Consider the following 19,548-nt stretch of genomic DNA (forward strand, 5'->3'; position numbering starts at 1 on the left):
GGGCCCCTCAGGTGAGCCTCACCTGCCGGGACTAGGATGATCGGGCACCCGCGCGTGTGGCCCCGACCGCCGCGCTCCCCGAGCCAACGAGAGCACATCGTGACCACGACCACGCCCAAGACCGTCGAGCACCTGGACCGCGTCGTCATCCGGTTCGCAGGCGACTCCGGCGACGGCATGCAGCTCACCGGTGACCGCTTCACGAGCGCCACGGCCGTCCTCGGCAACGACCTGTCGACGCTGCCCAACTTCCCCGCCGAGATCCGCGCCCCCCAGGGCACCCTGCCGGGCGTCTCGAGCTTCCAGCTCCACTTCGCCGACCACGACGTCCTCACGCCCGGCGACTCCCCCGACGTGCTCGTCGCGATGAACCCCGCCGCCCTCGCCGCGAACCTCCGCGACCTGCCGCGCGGCGGCACGATCATCGCCGACTCCGACGCCTTCGGCAGCCGCGCCCTCGTCAAGGCCGGGTACGCCGGCAACCCCCTCGAGGACGACACGCTCGCGTCGTGGCACGTGCACGGCCTGCCGCTCACGTCGATGACCGTCACGGCCCTCGCCGACTTCGACCTCACCCGCAAGGAGAAGGAACGCGCGAAGAACATGTTCGCGCTCGGCCTGCTCTCCTGGCTCTACACCCGCCCCCTCGAGGGCACCCGGGCGTTCCTCTCGGCGAAGTTCGCGAAGAAGCCGGAGCTGCTACGGGCGAACCTCACCGCACTCGACACCGGGTACCACTATGGCGAGACCACCGAGGATTTCGTCGTGAGCTACGAGATCGCCCCGGCGCCCATGCCGGCGGGGCGGTACCGCAACATCACGGGCAACACGGCCACCGCGTACGGACTCACGACCGCCGCACACCGCAGCGGCCTTCCCCTCGTCCTCGGCAGCTACCCCATCACGCCGGCCTCCGACATCCTCCACACGCTCTCGGGCCTCAAGCGCCACGGCGTCACGACGATCCAGGCGGAAGACGAGATCGCGGGCATCGGTATCGCCCTCGGCGCCTCCTTCGGTGGCGCACTCGGGGTGACGACGACGTCGGGTCCCGGCCTCGCGCTCAAGTCCGAGATCATCGGCCTCGGCGTCTCCACCGAGCTGCCCCTCGTCGTCGTCGACGTCCAGCGTGGCGGCCCCTCGACGGGCCTCCCCACGAAGACGGAGCAGGCCGACCTCCTCCAGGCGCTCTTCGGCCGCAACGGTGAGGCCCCCGTGGCGGTCGTCGCCCCGGCCTCCCCCGCCGACTGCTTCGACGTCGCCATCGAGGCCGTCCGCATCGCGACGACCTACCGCACCCCGGTGCTCCTCCTCTCCGACGGGTACCTCGCCAACGGCTCCGAGCCGTGGCGCATCCCCGAGATCGGCGACCTGCCGGAGGTGCCCGTCGAGTTCGCGACCGAACCCAACGCCACCGACGCCAAGGGCAACCCGACATTCCACCCGTTCGTCCGCGACGAGGAGACCCTCGCCCGCCCGTGGGTCAAGCCCGGCACGGCCGGCCTCGAGCACCGCATCGGCGGCATCGAGAAGGCCGACGGCACCGGCAACATCAGCTACGACCCCGAGAACCACGACCGCATGACCCGCCTGCGGGCCGCGAAGATCGCGCGCATCGCCGACACGATCGGCGACCTCGAGGTCGACGACCCGAGCGAATCCGCCGACGTGCTCGTCCTCGGATGGGGATCGACGTTCGGCCCCATCAGCGCCGCCGTCCGCACCCTGCGCGCCTCCGGCATCCCCGTCGCGCAGGCCCACCTGCGGCACCTCAGCCCCCTGCCGGCGAACACCGGCGACGTCCTCCGCGCCTACTCCCGCGTCGTCGTCCCCGAGATGAACCTCGGCCAGCTCGCGTTCCTGCTCCGCGGCCGGTTCCTCGTCGACGTCCGTTCCCACACCGCAGTGCGCGGACTGCCCTTCACCTCCACCGAACTCGTCGACGTCATCGCCGCCGCCGTGGCCGAGACCACCGGCGCCGACGACCACGACGCGAGCGACGAACCCGCCGGATCCCGGCAGCGAGGAGACTCCGCATGACCATCGACCTCGGTCTGCCCACGCACGGCCTCCACGGCGTCCCCCGCCGCGCCGAGGACGCCCCCGCCGACACGAAGAAGGACTTCACCTCCGACCAGGAGGTGCGCTGGTGCCCCGGCTGCGGCGACTACGCCGTCCTCGCGGCGGTCCAGTCGTTCCTGCCCTCCCTCGGTCTGAAGCGCGAGAACATCGCCTTCATCTCGGGCATCGGCTGCAGCTCCCGGTTCCCCTACTACCTCGACACGTACGGCATGCACTCGGTGCACGGCCGCGCCCCGTCGATCGCCACCGGGCTCGCCGTCTCCCGCCCCGACCTTTCCGTCTGGGTCGTCACCGGCGACGGTGACGCGCTCTCCATCGGCGGCAACCACCTCATCCACGCGCTGCGCCGCAACGTCAACATCACGATCCTGCTGTTCAACAACCGGATCTACGGCCTCACCAAGGGCCAGTACTCCCCGACGTCGGCGCCCGGCATCGTCACGAAGTCGAGCCCGATGGGCTCCGTCGACGCGCCGTTCAACCCGGTGGCACTCGCACTCGGCGCCGGTGCGACGTTCGTCGCCCGCACGATGGACTCCGACCGCACCCACCTCACCGCCACCCTCAAGGCGGCGGCCGAGCACCGCGGCGCATCCCTCGTCGAGATCTACCAGAACTGCCCGATCTTCAACGACGGCGCGTTCGAGATGCTCAAGGACAAGGAGTCCGCCGAGGCGCGCATCCTGCGCCTCGCCGACGGTGAGCCCGTCCGTGCCGGAGGAGACCACGTCGTGGCCCGCGGCGAGGACGGCCGACTCGAGGTGGTCACCGGCGACACCGCCGACCCTTCGCGCATCGTCGTCCACGACACGGGCCGCGAGGACCCGACGCAGGCGTTCGCCCTCGCCCAGCTCGACGGCGAACACATCCCGCTCGGTATCTTCCGGTCCGTCGACCACCCCACCTACGACGACCTCGTGCGCGAGCAGATCGCCACCGCGACCGCCGACGGCCCGGCCGGCGACGACGACCTCGCCGCGCTCCTTGCGGGCAAGGACACGTGGACGGTCGACTGAGCGGCACGTCCGACGACGAGCGGAGCCCGGCGTACACGTCGCCGGGCCCCGTCGTCGGTCCGGCGTCCGCTCGGACACCCGGCCACACCGGGGCCCGGCCACAGTCCCCGGTGCACGCCGACCCCATCGAGGGCCGCCCCGACACGGAGTCGCCGGCGACCGGGGACCGGTCGCGGCGCACCCCGGCGGAGCTCGGTGTCCTCTACGGACTCGGCGCCTACCTCCTCTGGGGCGCGATGCCCCTCTACTTCCGCCTCCTCGCCCCCGCCGGCGCATGGGAGATCCTCGCCCACCGCGTCGTGTGGTCGTTCGTCGTGTGCGCCGCGCTCCTCCTGGTTCGCGGCCGACGCCTCCCGACGCTGCGTCGCCCTCCCCGCGAACTCCTCACGATCGTCCTCGCCTCGCTGCTCATCGCGGCGAACTGGATCACGTACGTCCTCGCCGTCACCTCCGGACACGTCACAGAGGCGGCCCTCGGGTACTTCCTCAACCCGCTCGTCAGCATCGCGCTCGGCCTCGTCGTGCTCCACGAGCACCTCCGCCCCCTCCAGGCCATCGCCATCGGCATCGGCGCCGCCGGAGGGCTCTTCCTCGCCGTCGCAGGCGGGCACGTGCCGTGGATCGCCTTCGCCCTCGCCGCGTCGTTCGGCACGTACGGTCTCGTGAAGAAGGGCATGCCCGCCGATCTGGGCGCCCTCGGCGGGCTCACGGCCGAATCAGCGTTCCTCGTCCCGGCCGCCGCCGTCGTCCTCGTCGCCCTCCAGGTGACCGGAACGTCGACGCTCGCCGAAGGGCCCGGTCACGTCGCGCTGCTCGCCTCCACCGGGGTCGTCACCGCCGTCCCGTTGCTCCTCTTCGCCATGGCGGCACGACGAGTACCCCTTGTCACCGTCGGCCTGCTGCAGTTCATCTCGCCGGTGCTCCAGTTCGTCACCGGCCGCGCCCTCGGCGAGCACATGACGACGGCCCGGTGGGTGGGGTTCGGCATCGTGTGGCTCGCGCTCGCGTGCCTCGTCCTCGATTCCCTCCAGGCCCGTCGACGCGGCCCCCTCTCCACCTGACCCCACGCAGCACCGAACCGCTCCGGCCGGTTCCCCGCGCCCGGCGTGCGAGGGTGGCCGAGCCTCCGTCCCCGGTCGTCGAAGGAGGGTGATGCCCTCGGCGGGTCGGAGACCGCCCGTCGCGACCGGCCTCGGTCGGCCCGGCCCAGGACGTCCCGCCCGCATATCGCGAGAACCCCGGACGTACGCAAGGGCGCCCCCACCGTACGAGACGGGGAGGACGCCCTCCGGATGCCTGCTCAGACGGCGGCGTGCTCCTGCGCCGGCGGCGCACCCCGCACGGTCATCTTGCCGCTCTTCACGGCCTGGTCGATGAATGACAGGAGCATTGCGAGGTAGGACTGCACGACCTCGGCAGTGGCTGCGTCGTCGCGGTCGACCAGCCACGCCAGCATGGCGCCGTCGGTGAGGGTGAGGGCCATGCGGGCAAGCGTGCGGGTCGACATCTCCTCGGTTCCCTCGATCCCGAGGCCGTCGCCGAGGAAGTCCTCGATGACGTCGAGGTAGGTCTTGTAGAGCAGACGGGCCGCTTCGCCGTCGCCACGGATCGACCACGACGCGAGCTCATAGCTGAGGAGCTGGCGACCCGGGTCCGCGATGGTCGTGTCCCAGAACGTCTGGACAGCCGCGCGTGCCTTCACCTCCATGGGCTCGTCGGCGACATCCCGAAGAGCCTCCGCGACGGGGCCGATGATCGGGTTGAGGAACGATTCGGCGACCGCATTGATGAGCGCCTCCTTACTGCTGAAGCAGTAGTGGACGACACCGAGGGAGACGTTCGCACGTTCGGCGATGCGACGCACGGACGCGGCGGGAAGACCCTCCTCGATCGCGAGATCGATCGTGGCAGCGACGAGCTGTTCACGGCGGCGGTCTGCGGGAACTCTGGGCATAGGCAGAACTCTAGGTGGTATTCAGCTGCGTGCTGCGCCCCCCGGCGCCCGTCTTACGGTGCTCATACCTTGGCGTTATCGAACCTTTATCCGACACTGTCAGGATTCCGCCATTCGGCGGGAGACGGCACCTCTCGGGACCGACGACCGACGTCGCCCACGTATCCGTCACGCATGGAAACCGCCTCTCCGGCAATGAAACTCAACGCATCCAGGCGACGGGCGATCCGAATGCAGGAGAACCCTGGGCGGCGCCGCCCAGGGTCTTCCCCGTCCCGTTACCCCTACAGGGAGAGTCGAGCTCGGCACGCGCTTTGGCGTGTTTCCGACCGTACCGACGAGACATCGGAGCGGGCAGCGAGCTCAGACCGCCCGATCCACGACGCTGGACGCGAGCGTCCAGAGCGCCGCCGTGACGGGCCCGTCACCCAGCGGGCTCAATTGCTCCTGCGCGCGCGCGGCGATGCCACGCGTGTAGACGCGCGCCTCCTCCAGCGCAGGGTGGGCCTTGAGGAGCTCGAGCGCCTCGGCGACGCCCGCGTCGTCCTGCGCCAGATCGGAGTCGAGCAGCTCGAGGAGCCGGGCGTCCTCCGCACGCGGCGCACGACGGACGAAGAGCACGGGCAGCGTGTCGACACCCTCGCGGAGGTCGGTGCCCGGCGTCTTCCCGGAGACGCCCGGCCGCGACTCGATGTCGAGGAGGTCGTCGGCGAGCTGGAACGCGATGCCGAGGAGCTCGCCGTACTCGCGGAGCAGCGAGACAGTGCGGTCGTCGCACCCACCGAACATCGCACCGAAGCGCGCTGCGGTCGCGATGAGTGAGCCCGTCTTGTCGCGCAGGACGCCGATGTAGTACTCGACCGCGTCCTCCGTCGGAGGACAGGGCCGGTCGTCGCGGATCTGCCCGGAGCACAGCCGCATGAACGTCTCGGCCTGGATCTTCACAGCCTCGGCCCCCAGGTCGGCGACGACCGAAGACGCGTTGCCGAAGAGGAGGTCGCCCACGAGGATCGCCGTCGAGTTGTCGTAGACCGAGTTCGCCGACGGGGCCCCGCGCCGCAGCTCCGCCTCGTCCATGACGTCGTCGTGGTAGAGGGAGGCGAGGTGGGTCAGCTCGACGGCCGCCGCAGCCGCGACGACGTCGTCGTTCATCCCCGAGCCCAGCTGGGAGGCGAGAAGCGTGAGCATCGGGCGGACCCGCTTGCCGCCGGCCGCGAGGAGATGCCCCGAGGCCTCGGCGATGAACGGGTCCTCGTGACGGACACGGTCACGGAGGTAGGACTCCACCCGGCCGAGTCCCTCGAGGAGGGACTCGGCCGTCGCCGGGTCGAGACCCGGGAGAGGAGTCGGGATGCTGCCAGCGCTCATCGGATGAACAGCGAGAACGACGACATGAGCTGCAGGAGCGGACCGGGGAAGACACCGAGCAGCAGCGTGAGGGCGACGCTCAGCGTGATCGCGCTCGTCGTGCCGAGCGACGGCGTGAGCACACCCACGCCACTCCCCTCACCGGTCTCCTCGGGAACCGGGCTGAACATGAGCCGCACGACCCGGAAGTAGACGAACGCGGTGATGGCGCTGCAGATCATGCCGAGCACGGCGAGGATCGCACCGGGGACACCTGCATGGGCGATGGCGGCCGAGAACACCGCGAACTTCGCCGTGAAGCCGGACGTGAGCGGGAGACCCGCGAACGCCATGAGGAGGAACGCGAACGTGCCGGCGACGAGCGGCGACCGCTTGCCGAGGCCGGTCCACTGGCCGAGCGAGGTGGCCTCGGCGCCCGTGTCACGGGAGCGGACCAGGGTGACGATGCCGAACGCCGCGATGACGGAGAACCCGTAGGCCGCAAGGTAGAACAGCACGGCGCCGACACCGGTGACGTCGAACGCGAGGACGCCGACGAGGACGAAGCCCGCGTGCGCGATCGAGGAGTAGGCAAGCATGCGCTTGATGTCGGTCTGGGTGACCGAAAGGATCGAACCGACGACCATCGTGAGCCCGGCGACGACCCAGAGGATCATCATCCAGTCCCACCGAGCGGCGTCGATGCCGGTGTAGAGGACGCGGAGCGCCGCACCGAAGGCCGCGGCCTTGGTGCACGCCGCCATGAAACCGCTCACCGGCGTCGGGGCGCCCTGGTAGACGTCCGGCGTCCAGCTGTGGAACGGCACGGCGCCCATCTTGAAGAACAGGCCCACGAGGATGCTCGCGCAGCCGAGCACGAGCAGCGGGTTCATGCCCGGGTACATCCCGATGGCCTCGGAGATGCGACGGAACTGCATCGACCCGGCGTAGCCGAAGAGGAGTGCGGAGCCGAAGAGGAAGAACGCCGAGGCGAACGACCCGAGGAGGAAGTACTTGAGCGCCGCCTCCTGCGACAGCAGACGCTTGCGACGCGCGAGGGCGCACAGGACGTACAGCGGCAGCGAGAGGAGCTCGAGCGCGACGAACATCGTGAGGAGGTCGCCGGCCGCGGGGAAGATCATCATGCCCGCGAGGGAGAAGAGCGTGAGCGGCACGACCTCCGTCGTGGAGCCCATGCGCTCGGCGACGCCCTCGGCATGCGACCCGGGCACGGAGGCCCCGGAGGCGGTGAAGGCGTCGGCGATGCGTCCGTCGAACCGCTCGGACAGGATGATCACCGAGACGAGCCCCATGAGGAGCAGCAGCAGCTGCAGCACGATGCTCGGGCCGTCGAGAACGAGCGCACCCGCCAGCGTCGGACCCATGACGGTGGGCACGTTGAGGGCGAGGACGAGGAACGCGCCCGCCAGGGCGACCACGGCGACGACGAGCTGCACCGTGTGACGCATGCGCCGCGGCGCGAACGCCTCGACGAGCACACCGAGCAGCGCGGCGGCGAGGACGATGGCGACGGGGGCGACCGCCAACGCGTTCACGTCGGCGGGGACGAATTCCGACACGGGCATCACTTGGCACTCCCGTTCTGGGCCCCGACGGCGGGGGCAGGATCGGTGACACCCACGAGGTGGAGCGTCTGGGTGACGGCGGGGTCGATCACGTCGAGCGCCACGCGCGGGAAGAACCCCAGCGCCAGGAAGAGCGCGATGAGCGGGACGACGACGAGCTTCTCCCGGCCGACGAGGTCGGGGACGCGACCGACGAGCGGTGCGGGGCGGACGGCCGTGTCGACGGCGCCGGAGGTCGAGGCGGCCTCGGCGGTGGTCGACATGTGGGCGGCGTGGGCGCCGGCCGACTCCTGGGTGGCGACGCCGTGGTCGGCGTGGTCGCCGATCCGCGGGTCGTCGTAGCTCACGACACCGTCGTGTTCGACGAGACGGCCGCCCGGCGCGGGGCCGGTGAAGACGCGCAAGTATAGCACGAGGATGTACGTCGCTGCGAGGATGATGCCGACGGACGAGATCGCCGCGACGATCGGGTACCGCTGGAACGTGCCCATCATCACGAGGAACTCGGAGATGAAGGCGCCCACGCCCGGGAGGGCCATGCCGGAGAGACCGGCGATGAGGAACGACCCGGCGAGCAGCGGCGTGACGCGCTGCCAGCCGCCGTAGTCGCGGACGTCCTTGCTCTCGTGACGTGCGACGAGCATCCCCGCGAGGAGGAAGAGCGCCGCGGTGGAGAACCCGTGGTTGAGCATGTAGAGCACCGATCCGGACATGCTCACCGAGGTCATCGCGAAGATGCCGAGGACGATGAAGCCGAAGTGGCTCACGGAGGTGTAGGCGATGAGCCGCATCATGTCGTTCGCGCCGATGGCGAGGATCGCGCCGTAGATGATCGAGACGAGCGCGAGCCCGAGGATCACCGGGGTGGCCCACTGGCTGGCGTTCGGGAACATCTGGAGGCAGAAGCGAATCATGCCGTAGGTGCCCACCTTGTCGAGCACACCGACGAGGAGCACCGCCGTGGCCGGGCGGGCCGCGGTCGCCGCGTCGGGCAGCCACGTGTGGACGGGCCACATCGGGGCCTTGACGGCGAAGGCGATGAAGAAGCCGACGAAGAGGAGGTTCTCGACGACGGAATTCATCTGGAGACCGGTGAGGCGGCTCACGAGGAAGCCGTCGGCGCCGCCGGGACCCTCGAAGTACACGGCGATGACGGCGACCAGCATGATGAGGCCACCGGCCAGCGAGAACAGCAGGAACTTGAGCGCCGCCGGGCCCCGGTTCTCCCCACCGTAGTTGTTGATGAGGAAGTAGACCGGGATGAGCATGGCCTCGAAGAACACGTAGAAGAGGAACACGTCAGTGGCGGCGAAGACCCCGATCATCAGCGTCTCGAGGACGAGCATCCAGGCGAAGTAGCCGCGGTGGCGGCGGCCGCCCGTCATGGGCACGTCGTGCCAGGCGGCGAGGATGCAGATGGGCACGAGGATCGCCGCCATGACGATCATCGCGAGGGCCATGCCGTCGAGGCCGAGGGCGTAGGAGACGCCCCATTGCGGGATCCAGGGGTACGCCTCGGAGAACTGGAACTGCTGGCGCGCCGGGGAGGTGTCGAACATCGCCCAGAGCCACAGGGAGCCCGCCAGGGTCACGAGCGAGAAGACGAGCGCGAGGATACGCGCCATCCGCTCCCCCGCGAGGAGCACGACGAGCGCACCCACGAGCGGAACGAGCCCCAGGATCGTGAGGAGGGGCATGGAGGAGGTCACTGTCATCGCTGCACCATCCACACGAAGAGGAACATCGCGACGATGCCCATGAGCATCGTCAGGGCGTAGGACCGGACGAGGCCGTTCTGGAGCTGACGCAGGGCACCGGAGAGCCCGGCCACCCCGCCGCCGATCCCCATGACACCGTCGTCGACGAGGTTGTCGTCGGCGGCACCGCGGGCGAGGGCCATCGTCGGGTGGATGAACACGTCCTCGTTGACGTCGTCCTGGAAGAGGTCGCGGCGGGCGGCACGCGTGAGGAGCGAACCCTTCGGCGCGACGACCGGCACCTCCTCCTTGGCGTACCACATCCACGCGATCGCGACGCCGGCCACCATGAGGAGGAGGACGAGACCCGTGATGACGAGGGGCGGGAGGACGGGCTCGTGGTGCTCGGTGTGCCCGGTGACGGGAGCGAGCCAGCCGGTGAACCCGACGAACTTGAGGAAGGCACCGAGGGCGACGGAGCCGACGGCGAGGACGACCATCGGGATCGTCATCGAGGCCGGGGACTCGTGGGGGTGGTCCTGCTCGAGCCAGCGCGCCTTGCCGTGGAACGTCATGAAGAAGAGACGCGACATGTAGAACGCGGTGAGCCCGGCGACGAGGGTCGTGAGCCCGCCGAAGACCCACGGACGCCAGCCCTCGCCGACCCACGCGGCCTCGATGATCGCGTCCTTGCTCCAGAATCCGGAGAGGAACGGGAAGCCGATGATCGCGAGCCAGCCGAGACCGAACGTGATCCACGTGATCTTCATCTTGCTCGAGAGGGCGCCGAAGGTGCGCATGTCGACGCGGTTGTTCATGCCGTGCATGACCGACCCGGCGCCGAGAAACATGCCGGCCTTGAAGAAGCCGTGCGTGACGAGGTGGAAGATCGCCACGGCGTACCCGATCGGGCCGAGGCCCGCCGCGAGCATCATGTAGCCGATCTGGCTCATCGTCGAGGCGGCCAGCGCCTTCTTGAGGTCGTCCTTCGCGCAACCGACGATCGCTCCGAACGTCAGCGTGATGGCGCCGACGATCGCGACGACGAGCTGGGCGGTCGGGGTGAGGTCGTAGATCGGGGCGGACCGGACGACGAGGTAGACGCCGGCGGTGACCATCGTCGCGGCGTGGATGAGCGCGGAGACGGGCGTCGGGCCGGCCATCGCGTCACCGAGCCAGGCCTGCAGCGGGAACTGCGCGGACTTACCACAGGCGGCGAGGAGGAGCAGGAGGCCGAGGATCGTCAGCGTCGACGTGCTCGCCTGCGAGGCGTGCTCGGCCACACCCGCGAAGGTCACGGTGCCGAACGTGGCGAACATGAGCATGATCGCCAGGCCGAGACCGAAGTCACCGACGCGGTTCATGATGAACGCCTTGTTGGCGGCGGCCGCGTACGGCGGGTTCCAGTTCCAGAAACCGATGAGGAGGTAGGACGCGAGACCGACGCCCTCCCAGCCCAGGTAGAGGAGGAGGTAGGAGTCCGCGAGGACGAGCGTGAGCATCGCCGCGACGAACAGGTTGAGGTAGGCGAAGAAGCGCCGCTTGTCGATGTCGTGGGCCATGTACCCGAGCGAGTACACGTGGATGAGCGACCCCACGAACGTGACGAGCAGGACGAACGTGATCGACAGAGGGTCGATCTGCATCCCCGCATCGAGGTGGAAGGAGCCGGCGGCGATCCAGGACCACAGCGGAAGGTGGCGGATCCGCTCATCGCCGTGGTAGCCGAGAAGGTTGAACAGGCTCGCGAGGGCGACGCCGAAGGCGGCCCAGGACAGCCCGGTGGCGAGCACCGGCCCGAAAGAGTTCGTACGGCGCCCGCCGATGAGCAGGAGTGCGGCACCGAACAGCGGAAGGGCGACGACGAGCCACATGAGAGCGGTGGCGCCCGTGGCGTTAAGCACGAGCGGGGGCTCTCCGGCGACCAGCGCACCGGTGAGGAGGGTGGGATTCACTCTGTGCGCTCCCTTACAGCTTGAGCAGGTTGGCGTCGTCGACCGAGGCCGACCGGCGGGTACGGAAGATGGTCATGATGATCGCCAGACCGACGACGACCTCGGCCGCCGCGACGGCGAGGACGAAGAGCGCGATCGTCTGTCCCTCGACCGAGCCGTTCATGCGGCCGAAGGTGACGAGCATGAGACTCACCGCGTTGAGCATCAGTTCGATGCCCATGAAGACGATGAGGGCGTTGCGGCGAAGCAGGACGATCGTCGCGCCGAGGGAGAAGAGCACGACCCCGAGGTAGAGGTAGTTCGACAGGTTCATCGGTCCGCGCCCTCCTCGAGTTCGTGCTCCATCTCGACCGTGGCTTCGCTGAACGTCGTGGGACGGTTGAGCTGGTCGCGCGCGACGAGGATACGCGAGACGGAGAGTTCGCTCGGAGTCCCGTCGGGCAGGAGCGCGGGCGTGTCGACGGCGTTGTGCCGGGCGTACACACCGGGCGCCGGGAGGCCGGCGACGTTCTTGTTCTCGGCGATGCGGCGCTTGCTCCAGGCACGCTGGTCGGGCTTCGGCAGCAGCCGCTCACGGTGCGCGAGCACCATGGCCGCGATCGCGGCGACGACGAGGAGGACGCCGATCATCTGGAAGGCGGCCATGTAGGGGCCGAAGATGAGGTGGCCGAGGAGGACGACGTTGCCGCCCTCGTTGATCTCGGCGATCGAACGCCCGGGTCGGAACGCGACCCCACCGAGCGTGCTGCCGAGGAGGAGTATGAGCCCGAGGCCGACGAGCACCGACACGAAGCGGTGGCCCTTCATCGTCTCGAGGCGGGTCTCGGAGGCGTCGACGCCGACCATCATGATGACGAAGATGAAGAGCATCATCACGGCGCCGGAGTAGACGAAGATCTGCACGATGCCGAGGAAGTCGGCACCCTGAGCGAGGTAGACGACGCCGAAGAGGATCATCGTCATCACCATCGAGAGCGCGGCGTAGACCGCCCGCCTGCTGAACGCGAGGCCGAGGGCCCCGAGCACCATGAGAGGTGCCGCGATCCAGAAGAGGACCGCCTCTCCCGTACCGGTCATCGCCGGGTACCGCCTTCCGTCAGACCGCCCTCGTCACGGGGCTTGGTGCGAACGTCGGCCGGGTCGGCCCCGCCGATCGCCTCAGAGGTCGCATGGGTGGGCGCAGCGGCGCTGCGGTTCCGCGCGAACTCCTCCTGCTCAGGGGTGGCCTTGGCCACCTTGCCCTGGTAGTAGTCGCGCTCCTCCATGCCCTCCACCATCGGGTGGGGCGGGGAGACCATGCCCTCGGACAGCGGCGCGAGGAGCTGGTGCTTCTCGAAGATGAGGTCCTCGCGGCGGTGGTCGGCGAGCTCGTAGAAGTTCGTCATCGTGAGCGCACGCGTCGGGCAGGCCTCGATGCACAGACCGCAGAAGATGCAGCGCAGGTAGTTGATCTGGTAGACGCGGCCGTACCGCTCCCCCGGGGAGAAACGGCCGGTGCCGCCCTGCTCGACCGGGGTGTCGTCGTTGTCCGCGCCCTCCACGAGGATCGCGTCCGCGGGGCACGCCCACGCGCAGAGTTCGCACCCGACGCACTTCTCGAGTCCGTCGGGGTGGCGGTTGAGCTGGTGGCGACCGTGGAACCGCGGCTGCGTGGGCCGCTTCTCCTCCGGGAACTCCTCGGTGGGCCGCTTGCGGAACTGGTTGGTGAAGGAGACACCGAACCCGGCCACGGGAGCGAGGAGGTCGGAGAGAAATCCGCCCTTGTTCTCGGCGGCCGACTGCTCGGGTCCGTAGACCGACGGGGCGTCGGTCTGCTCGCGACGGGCGACGTCGGAACGGTGGTTCTCGTCCGGGGTGGGGGTGGACTCAGCCACGGGGGCCCTCCTCGTGGGTGGTGGCGTCGGGGGTGGCGTCGGTGTGCGCCGCCTCGGTGGTGCGGACCGTGCCGGTGAGGGCGTGGTCACGTCGTGGCTCGGCCAGGCGCTGGCCGGGCATCGGCGGAACAGGGTATCCACCGGCGTACGGGTCGATCTCGTCGGGCACGTCCACCGTCCGCCGCTTCGCGTTCTGGGCGTTGTCCCACTTCATCGCAGCGCCGAGGGCGACCGCGGCGACGACGAGGACGACGATCATCGTCGAGAGGAGACGGTGCGGGCCGAAGAACCCGAGCCGGGCCGCGTGCATGAAGGCCACGGCGAGGGTCCAGACGAGCGTGGCGGGGATGAGGAACTTCCATCCGAAGGCCATGAACTGGTCGTACCGGGTGCGGGGAAGGGTGCCGCGGAGCCAGACGAAGCCCCACATGAAGACCCACATCTTGAGCGTGAGCCAGAGGACGCCCCACCAGCCGTGGTCGAGGAAGCCAGGGATGGGCGAGTGCCAGCCGCCCAGGAACAGCGTGCTCGCGAGAGCCGAGACGGTGAACATGTTCACGTACTCGCCGAGGAAGAACATGCCGAACCACATGCCGGAGTATTCGGTGTGGTAACCGCCGACGATCTCGCCCTCACCCTCGGCGAGGTCGAACGGGAGGCGGTTGGTCTCGCCGACCATGCAGACGAGGTAGACGAGGAAGCTGAAGAACGCCGGGACGACGAACCAGAGCCCGCGCTGTGCCTCGACGATCGTCGAGGTGGACATGGACCCGGCGAAGAGGAAGACGGAGACGAGGGAGAGACCCATCGCGATCTCGTAGGAGATCACCTGCGCGGTGGAACGGAGGCCACCGAGGAGCGGGTAGGTGGACCCGGAGGACCAGCCGGCGAGGACGAAGCCGTAGGCACCGACACCCGCGGCGGCGAGGACGATGAGGACGGCCACGGGGCTGTCGGTGATCTGCAGCGGCGTGACGTGCCCGAACATGCGGACCGACGGTCCGAGCGGGATCACGGAGAAGGAGATGAAGGCCGTGGATCCGGCGATGATCGGCGCGAGGGTGTAGGTGAACCTGTCGGCGTTCGCCGGGCGGACGGCCTCCTTCCACATGAGCTTGAAGCCGTCGGCGAGGGTCTGGAGGATGCCCCAGGGGCCGAACCGGTTGGGGCCGGGCCGCTGCTGCATGAAGCCGACGAAGCGACGTTCGAACCAGATGACGACGACGACCTGCAGCAGCAGGTAGACGAACACGAACAGCGCCTTGAGCGCCGACAGCCACAGCGGGGTGTCGGAGAAGTCGGCCACGGGCCCCGAGAGCGTGGGCATGCCGGAGAGCGCGAGGACGGGGGTCATGCGACACCACCCTTGGAGAGCGTGACGACGTCACCGGCGACGGCACCGAGACCGGCGCGCACCCGTGACCGGGGGGAGTTCGTGGGCAGCCACACCACGTGGTCGACCATCGAGGTGACGGCGACGGGGAGGGTGATGGCGCCGCGGCGCGTGGAGACGGTGAGGGGGTCGCCGTCGGTGACGCCGATCTCGGCCGCAGTGGCGGGCGAGAGGCGGGCGACGGCCGGCTTGGCCGTCCCGGCGAGGAACGGCTCGCCGTCCTGCATGACGCCGGCGTCGAGGAGGTGGTGCCACGTCGCGAGGACGGCCTCGCCGTCACGCAGCGTGGACAGGCCCTCGGCGGGGACGGACGGGGCCGTGGCCCGAGGGCCGTTCCACGTGCCCATCCCGTGCATCTCGGCGCGGGTGGCGGCGACGTTGGCGGTACCGAGGTACACGCCCATCTCGCCGGCGACGAGGTCGAGGACGCGGTGGTCGCTCATCGCGTGGCTCTTGAGTGCCTGGCCGAACTCGCCGAGACGGCCCTCCCAGTTGACGAAGGCGCCGGAGCGCTCGTCGTGGGGCGAGACGGGGAGGACGACGTCGGCGTACTCGGTCATCTCACCGGCCCGCAGGTCGAGGGAGACGACGAACGCACGACGCAGGGCCTCGTGGACGAGGTCGGGGTCGGGCAGGTCGCCTGGCTCGACACCGCCGACGAGGAGGCCGGGAAGGCGACCGCTCGCGGCGTCGGCGACGATGCGACGCCCGTCGCGCCCCCGCGTGCCGGGGAGGGACGGGACGCCCCATGCGGCGGCGACCTCGGCGCGGGCGCCCTCGTCGGAGAGGGGACGGCCACCGGGGAGCAGCGACGGGAGCGCACCGGCCTCGAGCGCGCTGCGCTCACCGGCACGACGCGGGATCCACGCGAGACGCGCACCGGTGCGCTCGGCGAGGGCCACGGCGGCGGAGAGGGCACCGGGCGTCGTGGCGAGACGCTCGCCGACGAGGATCACGGCCTCGTCGGTGAGGGCCTCGGCGACGGCGGCGAGCTCGGAACGTCCCTCGGCGACGGCGGCGAGCAGACCCGCCTCGGTGCCGGGGGCCGCCTGGACGAGCGTGCCCATGAGCTTGACGAGACCCGAGCTCGCGAAGGGCGCGATGGAGAAGACCCGCGTCTTGTTCTTGCGGGCCGCCTTGCGGAGGCGAAGGAACACCATCGGCACCTCCTCCTCGGGCTCGAGGCCGACGAGGAGGACGGCCGAGGCCTTCTCGAGGTCGGTGTAGGTGACCGCACCGCTGCCGGGCGCCGTGGCGACGACGTGGGAGGTGAGGAACGCCTCCTCCTCGTCGGTGTGGGGCCGGGCGCGGAAGTCGATGTCGTTCGTGCCGAGCGCGAGGCGGGCGAACTTGGCGTAGGCGTACGCGTCCTCGGCGGTGAGACGCCCACCGGTGAGGACACCCACTCCCCCGACCTCACGGGCACGGGCGAGGCCGCGCGCGGCAGCCTCGAGGGCCTCGGGCCAGGAGGCGACCCGGAGGACACCGTCGGTGCCGCGGACCTGCGGGGAGGCGTAGCGGTCGGGCTGCGTCTGGTAGGCGAACCCCCAGCGGCCCTTGTCGCAGTTCCACTCCTCGTTGACCGCAGGTGTGTTCGTCACCATGCGGCGCAAGACCGTGCCGCGGCGGTGGTCGGTGCGCTGGTGGCACCCGGCGGAGCAGTGCTCGCAGATGCCGGACGTCGAGACGAGGTCGAACGGACGGGACCGGAACCGGTACGTCGCGCTCGTGAGGGCACCGACCGGGCAGATCTGCACGGTGTTGCCCGAGAAGTACGACTGGAACGGCTTGTCCTGGAAGATGCCGATCTGGCTGTTCGCGCCGCGCTCGGTGAGCGAGATGAACGGGTCGCCGGCGATCTGGTCGGAGAACCGGGTGCACCGCTGGCAGAGCACGCACCGCTCACGGTCGAGGAGTACCTGCGTGGAGACGTTGACCGGCTTGGGGTAGGTGCGCTTGACGTCGGTGAAGCGCGACTCGCCCTGGCCGTGGCTCAACGCCTGGTTCTGCAGGGGGCACTCACCGCCCTTGTCGCAGACGGGACAGTCGAGCGGGTGGTTGATGAGGAGGAACTCCATCACGCCGCGCTGCGCCTTCTCGGCGACGGGCGAGCTGAGCTGGGTCTCCACCTCCATGCCCGGGGTGACGGTCATCGTGCAGGAGGCCTGCGGCTTGGGCATCTTCGAGAGCTTGCCGTCACGTCCGGGCATCGCCACGTCGACGAGACACTGACGGCACGCGCCGGCGGGCTCGAGGAGCGGGTGGTCGCAGAAGCGCGGGATCTCGATGCCGAGCTGCTCGGCGGCACGGATGATGAGGGTGCCCTTGGGCACGCTCACCGGGATGCCGTCGATCTTGGCCTCGACCATCTCCACGGGCGGCGGCACCTGCGCGTTGCCACCCTGGGAGGTCGGGTTGGCACCCGACGCGGGGCTGGTCGGGACGGTCATGAGGTCACGCTCTCCTTCGCGAACAGCGTCGAGTCGGCCGGCGGGAACGACACGTCCACGGGGGTGGTCATCGCCTGCTCGAACTCCGCACGGAAATACTTGATGCCCGAGCTCACCGGGCTGGTGGCACCGTCGCCCAGCGCACAGAAGGACCGGCCGAGGATGTTGCTCGCGATGTCGTCGAGCTTCTCGATGTCGCCCTCACGACCCTGGCCGCGCTCGAGACGCGTGAAGATCTCCCGCAGCCAGTACGTGCCCTCGCGGCAGGGCGTGCACTTGCCGCAGGACTCGTGGGCGTAGAAGTCGATCCACCGGGAGACCGCACGCACGACGGAGACCGTCTCGTCGAAGATCTGCAGGGCGCGGGTGCCGAGCATGGAGCCGTGGGCGGCGACCGACTCGAAGTCGAGCGGCACGTCGAGGTGTTCCTCGGTGAAGAGCGGGGTGGAGGAGCCACCGGGGTCCAGAACTTGAGGCGGTGCCCCTTGCGGATGCCGCCCGCCATGTCGAGGAGCTCGCGGAGCGTGACGCCGAGGGGCGCCTCGTACTGACCGGGACGCTCGACGTGGCCGGAGAGGCTGAAGATGCCGAAGCCCTTGGACTTCTCCGTGCCCATCTCGCCGAACCACTCGGCGCCGTGCAGCATGATCGGCGGCACCGACGAGATGGACTCGACATTGTTGACGACGGTCGGGCGCGCGTAGAGACCGGCGACGGCCGGGAACGGTGGTTTGAGTCGCGGCTGGCCACGACGACCCTCGAGGGAGTCGAGCAGCGCCGTCTCCTCGCCGCAGATGTAGGCGCCCGCGCCGGCGTGGACCGTGATGTCGAGGTCGAAGCCGCTGCCGAGGATGTCCTTGCCGAGGTACCCGGCCTCGTACGCCTCGCGCACGGCCTCCAAGAGGCGGCGGTAGACGTGGACGACCTCACCACGGAGGTACACGAAGGCGTGGTGGCAACCGATCGCGTAGCTCGTGATGATCATGCCCTCGATGAGGAACTGCGGGCTCGCCATGAGGAGTGGGATGTCCTTGCACGTGCCCGGCTCCGATTCGTCGGCGTTGACGACGAGGTAGCGGGGGCCGCCGTCCGGCGGGGGCAGGAAACCCCACTTCATGCCGGTGGGGAACCCGGCGCCACCGCGACCGCGGAGGCCGGAGTCCTTGGCCGTCTGTACGAGCTCCTCGGGGGAACGCGTGAGCGCCTTGCGCAGCGCCTGGTAGCCCTCGAACCGTTCGTAGGTCTCGAGGGTCCACGAGCGCTCCTCGCCCCATGGCTTGGTGAGGATCGGTGTCAGCTCGGTCATGAGCGCACTCCCTTCGGCGCCTGGCGGCGGCTCATCGGTCGATCTTCCCGTCGCCGGGCTTCTCGTTCGGGGCGTTGACGGGCGTGTCGACCGAGCTGTGTCGGCCGGGGGCCATCCCTGCGGCGGCAGGCACGTCGGACTCGGTGCGTTCCTGCTGCTCGCCGATGGGCGCGGCCCACCCACGCTCGTTCGCGAGGTCGAGACCACGCAGCGAGGCCGGGCCCGCGCCCGGTCCCTCGCCCACGTGTTCGTCGGGGAACCCGGCGAGGACGCGCGAGACCTCCTTGAACGTGTGAACCTTGTCGGGGCCACGCGTGGGGCGGACGTCCTCCCCCGCACGCAGCGCGTCGACGAGGGCGACCGCGGACTCGGGCGTCTGGTTGTCGAAGAACTCCCAGTTGGTCATGACGACGGGCGCGTAGTCACAGGCCGCGTTGCACTCGAGACGTTCGAGCGTGATGCGACCGTCGGACGTCGTCTCGTCGTGGCCGATGCCGAGGTGCTCGCTCACGGCCTGCCAGATGGCGTCGCCGCCCATGACGGCGCACAGCGTGTTCGTGCAGACGCCGACGGTGTAGTCCCCGTTGGGGAACCGCTTGTACTGCGTGTAGAACGTCGCGACACCGCTGACCTGGGCCGGCGGGACCTCGATGACCTCGGCGCAGAACTCGATGCCGCGCGGGGAGACGTAACCGTCGACGCTCTGCACGAGGTGGAGCAGGGGCAGGAGGGCCGACCGCTTGTCGGGGTACCGCCCGACGACCTGCTCCGCGTCCGCGCGCAGCTGCTCGAGCTGCTCCGCGGTGTACGGCTGGGTGGGTCGTGCCGGCTCGGTGCCGTAGTTGGGGCGATTGCCGTGCCCGCTCATCGGATCTCCTCCGCGTGTCC

At 69.8% G+C, this 19,548-nt stretch carries 14 protein-coding genes and 1 pseudogene; 3 read left to right on the forward strand and 12 right to left on the reverse strand.

Translation table 11 applies throughout. The features are described from left to right. The first annotated feature begins 99 nt into the window (after positions 1–99). The 3 genes from MOPEL_RS05275 (at position 100) to rarD (ending at position 4,159) form a co-directional block, all read left to right on the forward strand. Positions 100–2,040: a 2-oxoacid:acceptor oxidoreductase subunit alpha gene (locus MOPEL_RS05275; protein WP_009481820.1), complete on the forward strand. Its 1,941-nt coding sequence runs from the start codon at positions 100–102 to the stop codon at positions 2,038–2,040. After that, positions 2,037–3,098 carry a 2-oxoacid:ferredoxin oxidoreductase subunit beta gene (locus MOPEL_RS05280; protein ID WP_009481821.1) on the forward strand — a complete coding sequence of 354 codons (1,062 nt, stop codon included), beginning with the start codon at positions 2,037–2,039 and terminating at the stop codon, positions 3,096–3,098. Before MOPEL_RS05275 ends, MOPEL_RS05280 begins: the two co-directional genes overlap by 4 nt. A 110-nt stretch (positions 3,099–3,208) precedes the next feature. After that, a complete protein-coding gene (rarD, locus tag MOPEL_RS05285) occupies positions 3,209–4,159 on the forward strand; it encodes an EamA family transporter RarD (protein ID WP_245544720.1) in 951 nt (316 codons plus the stop codon). 239 nt (positions 4,160–4,398) lie between these two features. On the opposite strand, the gene MOPEL_RS05290 is transcribed toward rarD, so the two are convergent. From MOPEL_RS05290 to nuoE, 12 genes and pseudogenes are all read right to left on the reverse strand, one after another. Next, positions 4,399–5,052, reverse strand: a complete 654-nt coding sequence (locus tag MOPEL_RS05290) for a TetR/AcrR family transcriptional regulator (protein WP_009481823.1) — start codon at positions 5,050–5,052, stop codon at positions 4,399–4,401. Between the two features lie 363 nt (positions 5,053–5,415). Further along, the gene (locus MOPEL_RS05295; RefSeq protein WP_009481824.1) at positions 5,416–6,420 is read right to left on the reverse strand and encodes a polyprenyl synthetase family protein; all 1,005 of its coding nucleotides are present in this window, start codon (positions 6,418–6,420) and stop codon (positions 5,416–5,418) included. Beyond that, positions 6,417–7,985 carry an NADH-quinone oxidoreductase subunit NuoN gene (gene nuoN / locus MOPEL_RS05300; protein ID WP_009481825.1) on the reverse strand — a complete coding sequence of 523 codons (1,569 nt, stop codon included), beginning with the start codon at positions 7,983–7,985 and terminating at the stop codon, positions 6,417–6,419. The genes MOPEL_RS05295 and nuoN overlap by 4 nt, the downstream gene beginning before the upstream one ends. After that, positions 7,985–9,700: an NADH-quinone oxidoreductase subunit M gene (locus tag MOPEL_RS05305; protein ID WP_141631194.1), complete on the reverse strand. Its 1,716-nt coding sequence runs from the start codon at positions 9,698–9,700 to the stop codon at positions 7,985–7,987. The genes nuoN and MOPEL_RS05305 overlap by 1 nt, the downstream gene beginning before the upstream one ends. Continuing rightward, complete coding sequence (gene nuoL, locus MOPEL_RS05310) at positions 9,697–11,556, reverse strand: NADH-quinone oxidoreductase subunit L (protein ID WP_083841748.1); 1,860 nt, start codon at positions 11,554–11,556, stop codon at positions 9,697–9,699. The genes MOPEL_RS05305 and nuoL overlap by 4 nt, the downstream gene beginning before the upstream one ends. A gap of 94 nt (positions 11,557–11,650) precedes the next feature. Continuing rightward, positions 11,651–11,950 (reverse strand): NADH-quinone oxidoreductase subunit NuoK, encoded by a 300-nt coding sequence (nuoK, locus tag MOPEL_RS05315; protein WP_009481828.1) that lies wholly within the window; start codon positions 11,948–11,950, stop codon positions 11,651–11,653. Further along, positions 11,947–12,714, reverse strand: coding sequence for an NADH-quinone oxidoreductase subunit J (locus MOPEL_RS05320; protein ID WP_009481829.1), 768 nt, complete (start codon positions 12,712–12,714; stop codon positions 11,947–11,949). Before MOPEL_RS05320 ends, nuoK begins: the two co-directional genes overlap by 4 nt. After that, positions 12,711–13,511, reverse strand: a complete 801-nt coding sequence (gene nuoI, locus MOPEL_RS05325; protein ID WP_009481830.1) for an NADH-quinone oxidoreductase subunit NuoI — start codon at positions 13,509–13,511, stop codon at positions 12,711–12,713. Before nuoI ends, MOPEL_RS05320 begins: the two co-directional genes overlap by 4 nt. Next, positions 13,504–14,865, reverse strand: a complete 1,362-nt coding sequence (gene nuoH, locus MOPEL_RS05330) for an NADH-quinone oxidoreductase subunit NuoH (protein WP_009481831.1) — start codon at positions 14,863–14,865, stop codon at positions 13,504–13,506. The genes nuoI and nuoH overlap by 8 nt, the downstream gene beginning before the upstream one ends. After that, a complete protein-coding gene (locus tag MOPEL_RS05335; RefSeq protein WP_009481832.1) occupies positions 14,862–17,354 on the reverse strand; it encodes an NADH-quinone oxidoreductase subunit G in 2,493 nt (830 codons plus the stop codon). The genes nuoH and MOPEL_RS05335 overlap by 4 nt, the downstream gene beginning before the upstream one ends. Beyond that, positions 17,351–18,660: pseudogene (gene nuoF, locus MOPEL_RS05340) on the reverse strand (NADH-quinone oxidoreductase subunit NuoF). Before nuoF ends, MOPEL_RS05335 begins: the two are co-directional and overlap by 4 nt. Before the next feature lie 31 nt (positions 18,661–18,691). Continuing rightward, positions 18,692–19,528 (reverse strand): NADH-quinone oxidoreductase subunit NuoE, encoded by an 837-nt coding sequence (gene nuoE / locus MOPEL_RS05345; RefSeq protein WP_009481835.1) that lies wholly within the window; start codon positions 19,526–19,528, stop codon positions 18,692–18,694. Between the last annotated feature and the right edge of the window lie 20 nt (positions 19,529–19,548).

This window comes from Mobilicoccus pelagius NBRC 104925 (assembly GCF_000247995.1).
Taxonomy (GTDB): domain Bacteria; phylum Actinomycetota; class Actinomycetes; order Actinomycetales; family Dermatophilaceae; genus Mobilicoccus; species Mobilicoccus pelagius.

Coding starts and splice junctions, on each gene's coding strand:
- MOPEL_RS05305 (WP_141631194.1), bottom strand. CDS start 9,700: ATGACAGTGACCTCCTCCATGCCCCTCCTCACGATCCTGGGGCTCGTT.
- nuoH (WP_009481831.1), bottom strand. CDS start 14,865: ATGACCCCCGTCCTCGCGCTCTCCGGCATGCCCACGCTCTCGGGGCCC.
- MOPEL_RS05335 (WP_009481832.1), bottom strand. CDS start 17,354: ATGACCGTCCCGACCAGCCCCGCGTCGGGTGCCAACCCGACCTCCCAG.
- nuoE (WP_009481835.1), bottom strand. CDS start 19,528: ATGAGCGGGCACGGCAATCGCCCCAACTACGGCACCGAGCCGGCACGA.
- nuoK (WP_009481828.1), bottom strand. CDS start 11,950: ATGAACCTGTCGAACTACCTCTACCTCGGGGTCGTGCTCTTCTCCCTC.
- MOPEL_RS05290 (WP_009481823.1), bottom strand. CDS start 5,052: ATGCCCAGAGTTCCCGCAGACCGCCGCCGTGAACAGCTCGTCGCTGCC.
- MOPEL_RS05295 (WP_009481824.1), bottom strand. CDS start 6,420: ATGAGCGCTGGCAGCATCCCGACTCCTCTCCCGGGTCTCGACCCGGCG.
- MOPEL_RS05320 (WP_009481829.1), bottom strand. CDS start 12,714: ATGACCGGTACGGGAGAGGCGGTCCTCTTCTGGATCGCGGCACCTCTC.
- MOPEL_RS05280 (WP_009481821.1), top strand. CDS start 2,037: ATGACCATCGACCTCGGTCTGCCCACGCACGGCCTCCACGGCGTCCCC.
- nuoN (WP_009481825.1), bottom strand. CDS start 7,985: ATGCCCGTGTCGGAATTCGTCCCCGCCGACGTGAACGCGTTGGCGGTC.
- nuoL (WP_083841748.1), bottom strand. CDS start 11,556: ATGTGGCTCGTCGTCGCCCTTCCGCTGTTCGGTGCCGCACTCCTGCTC.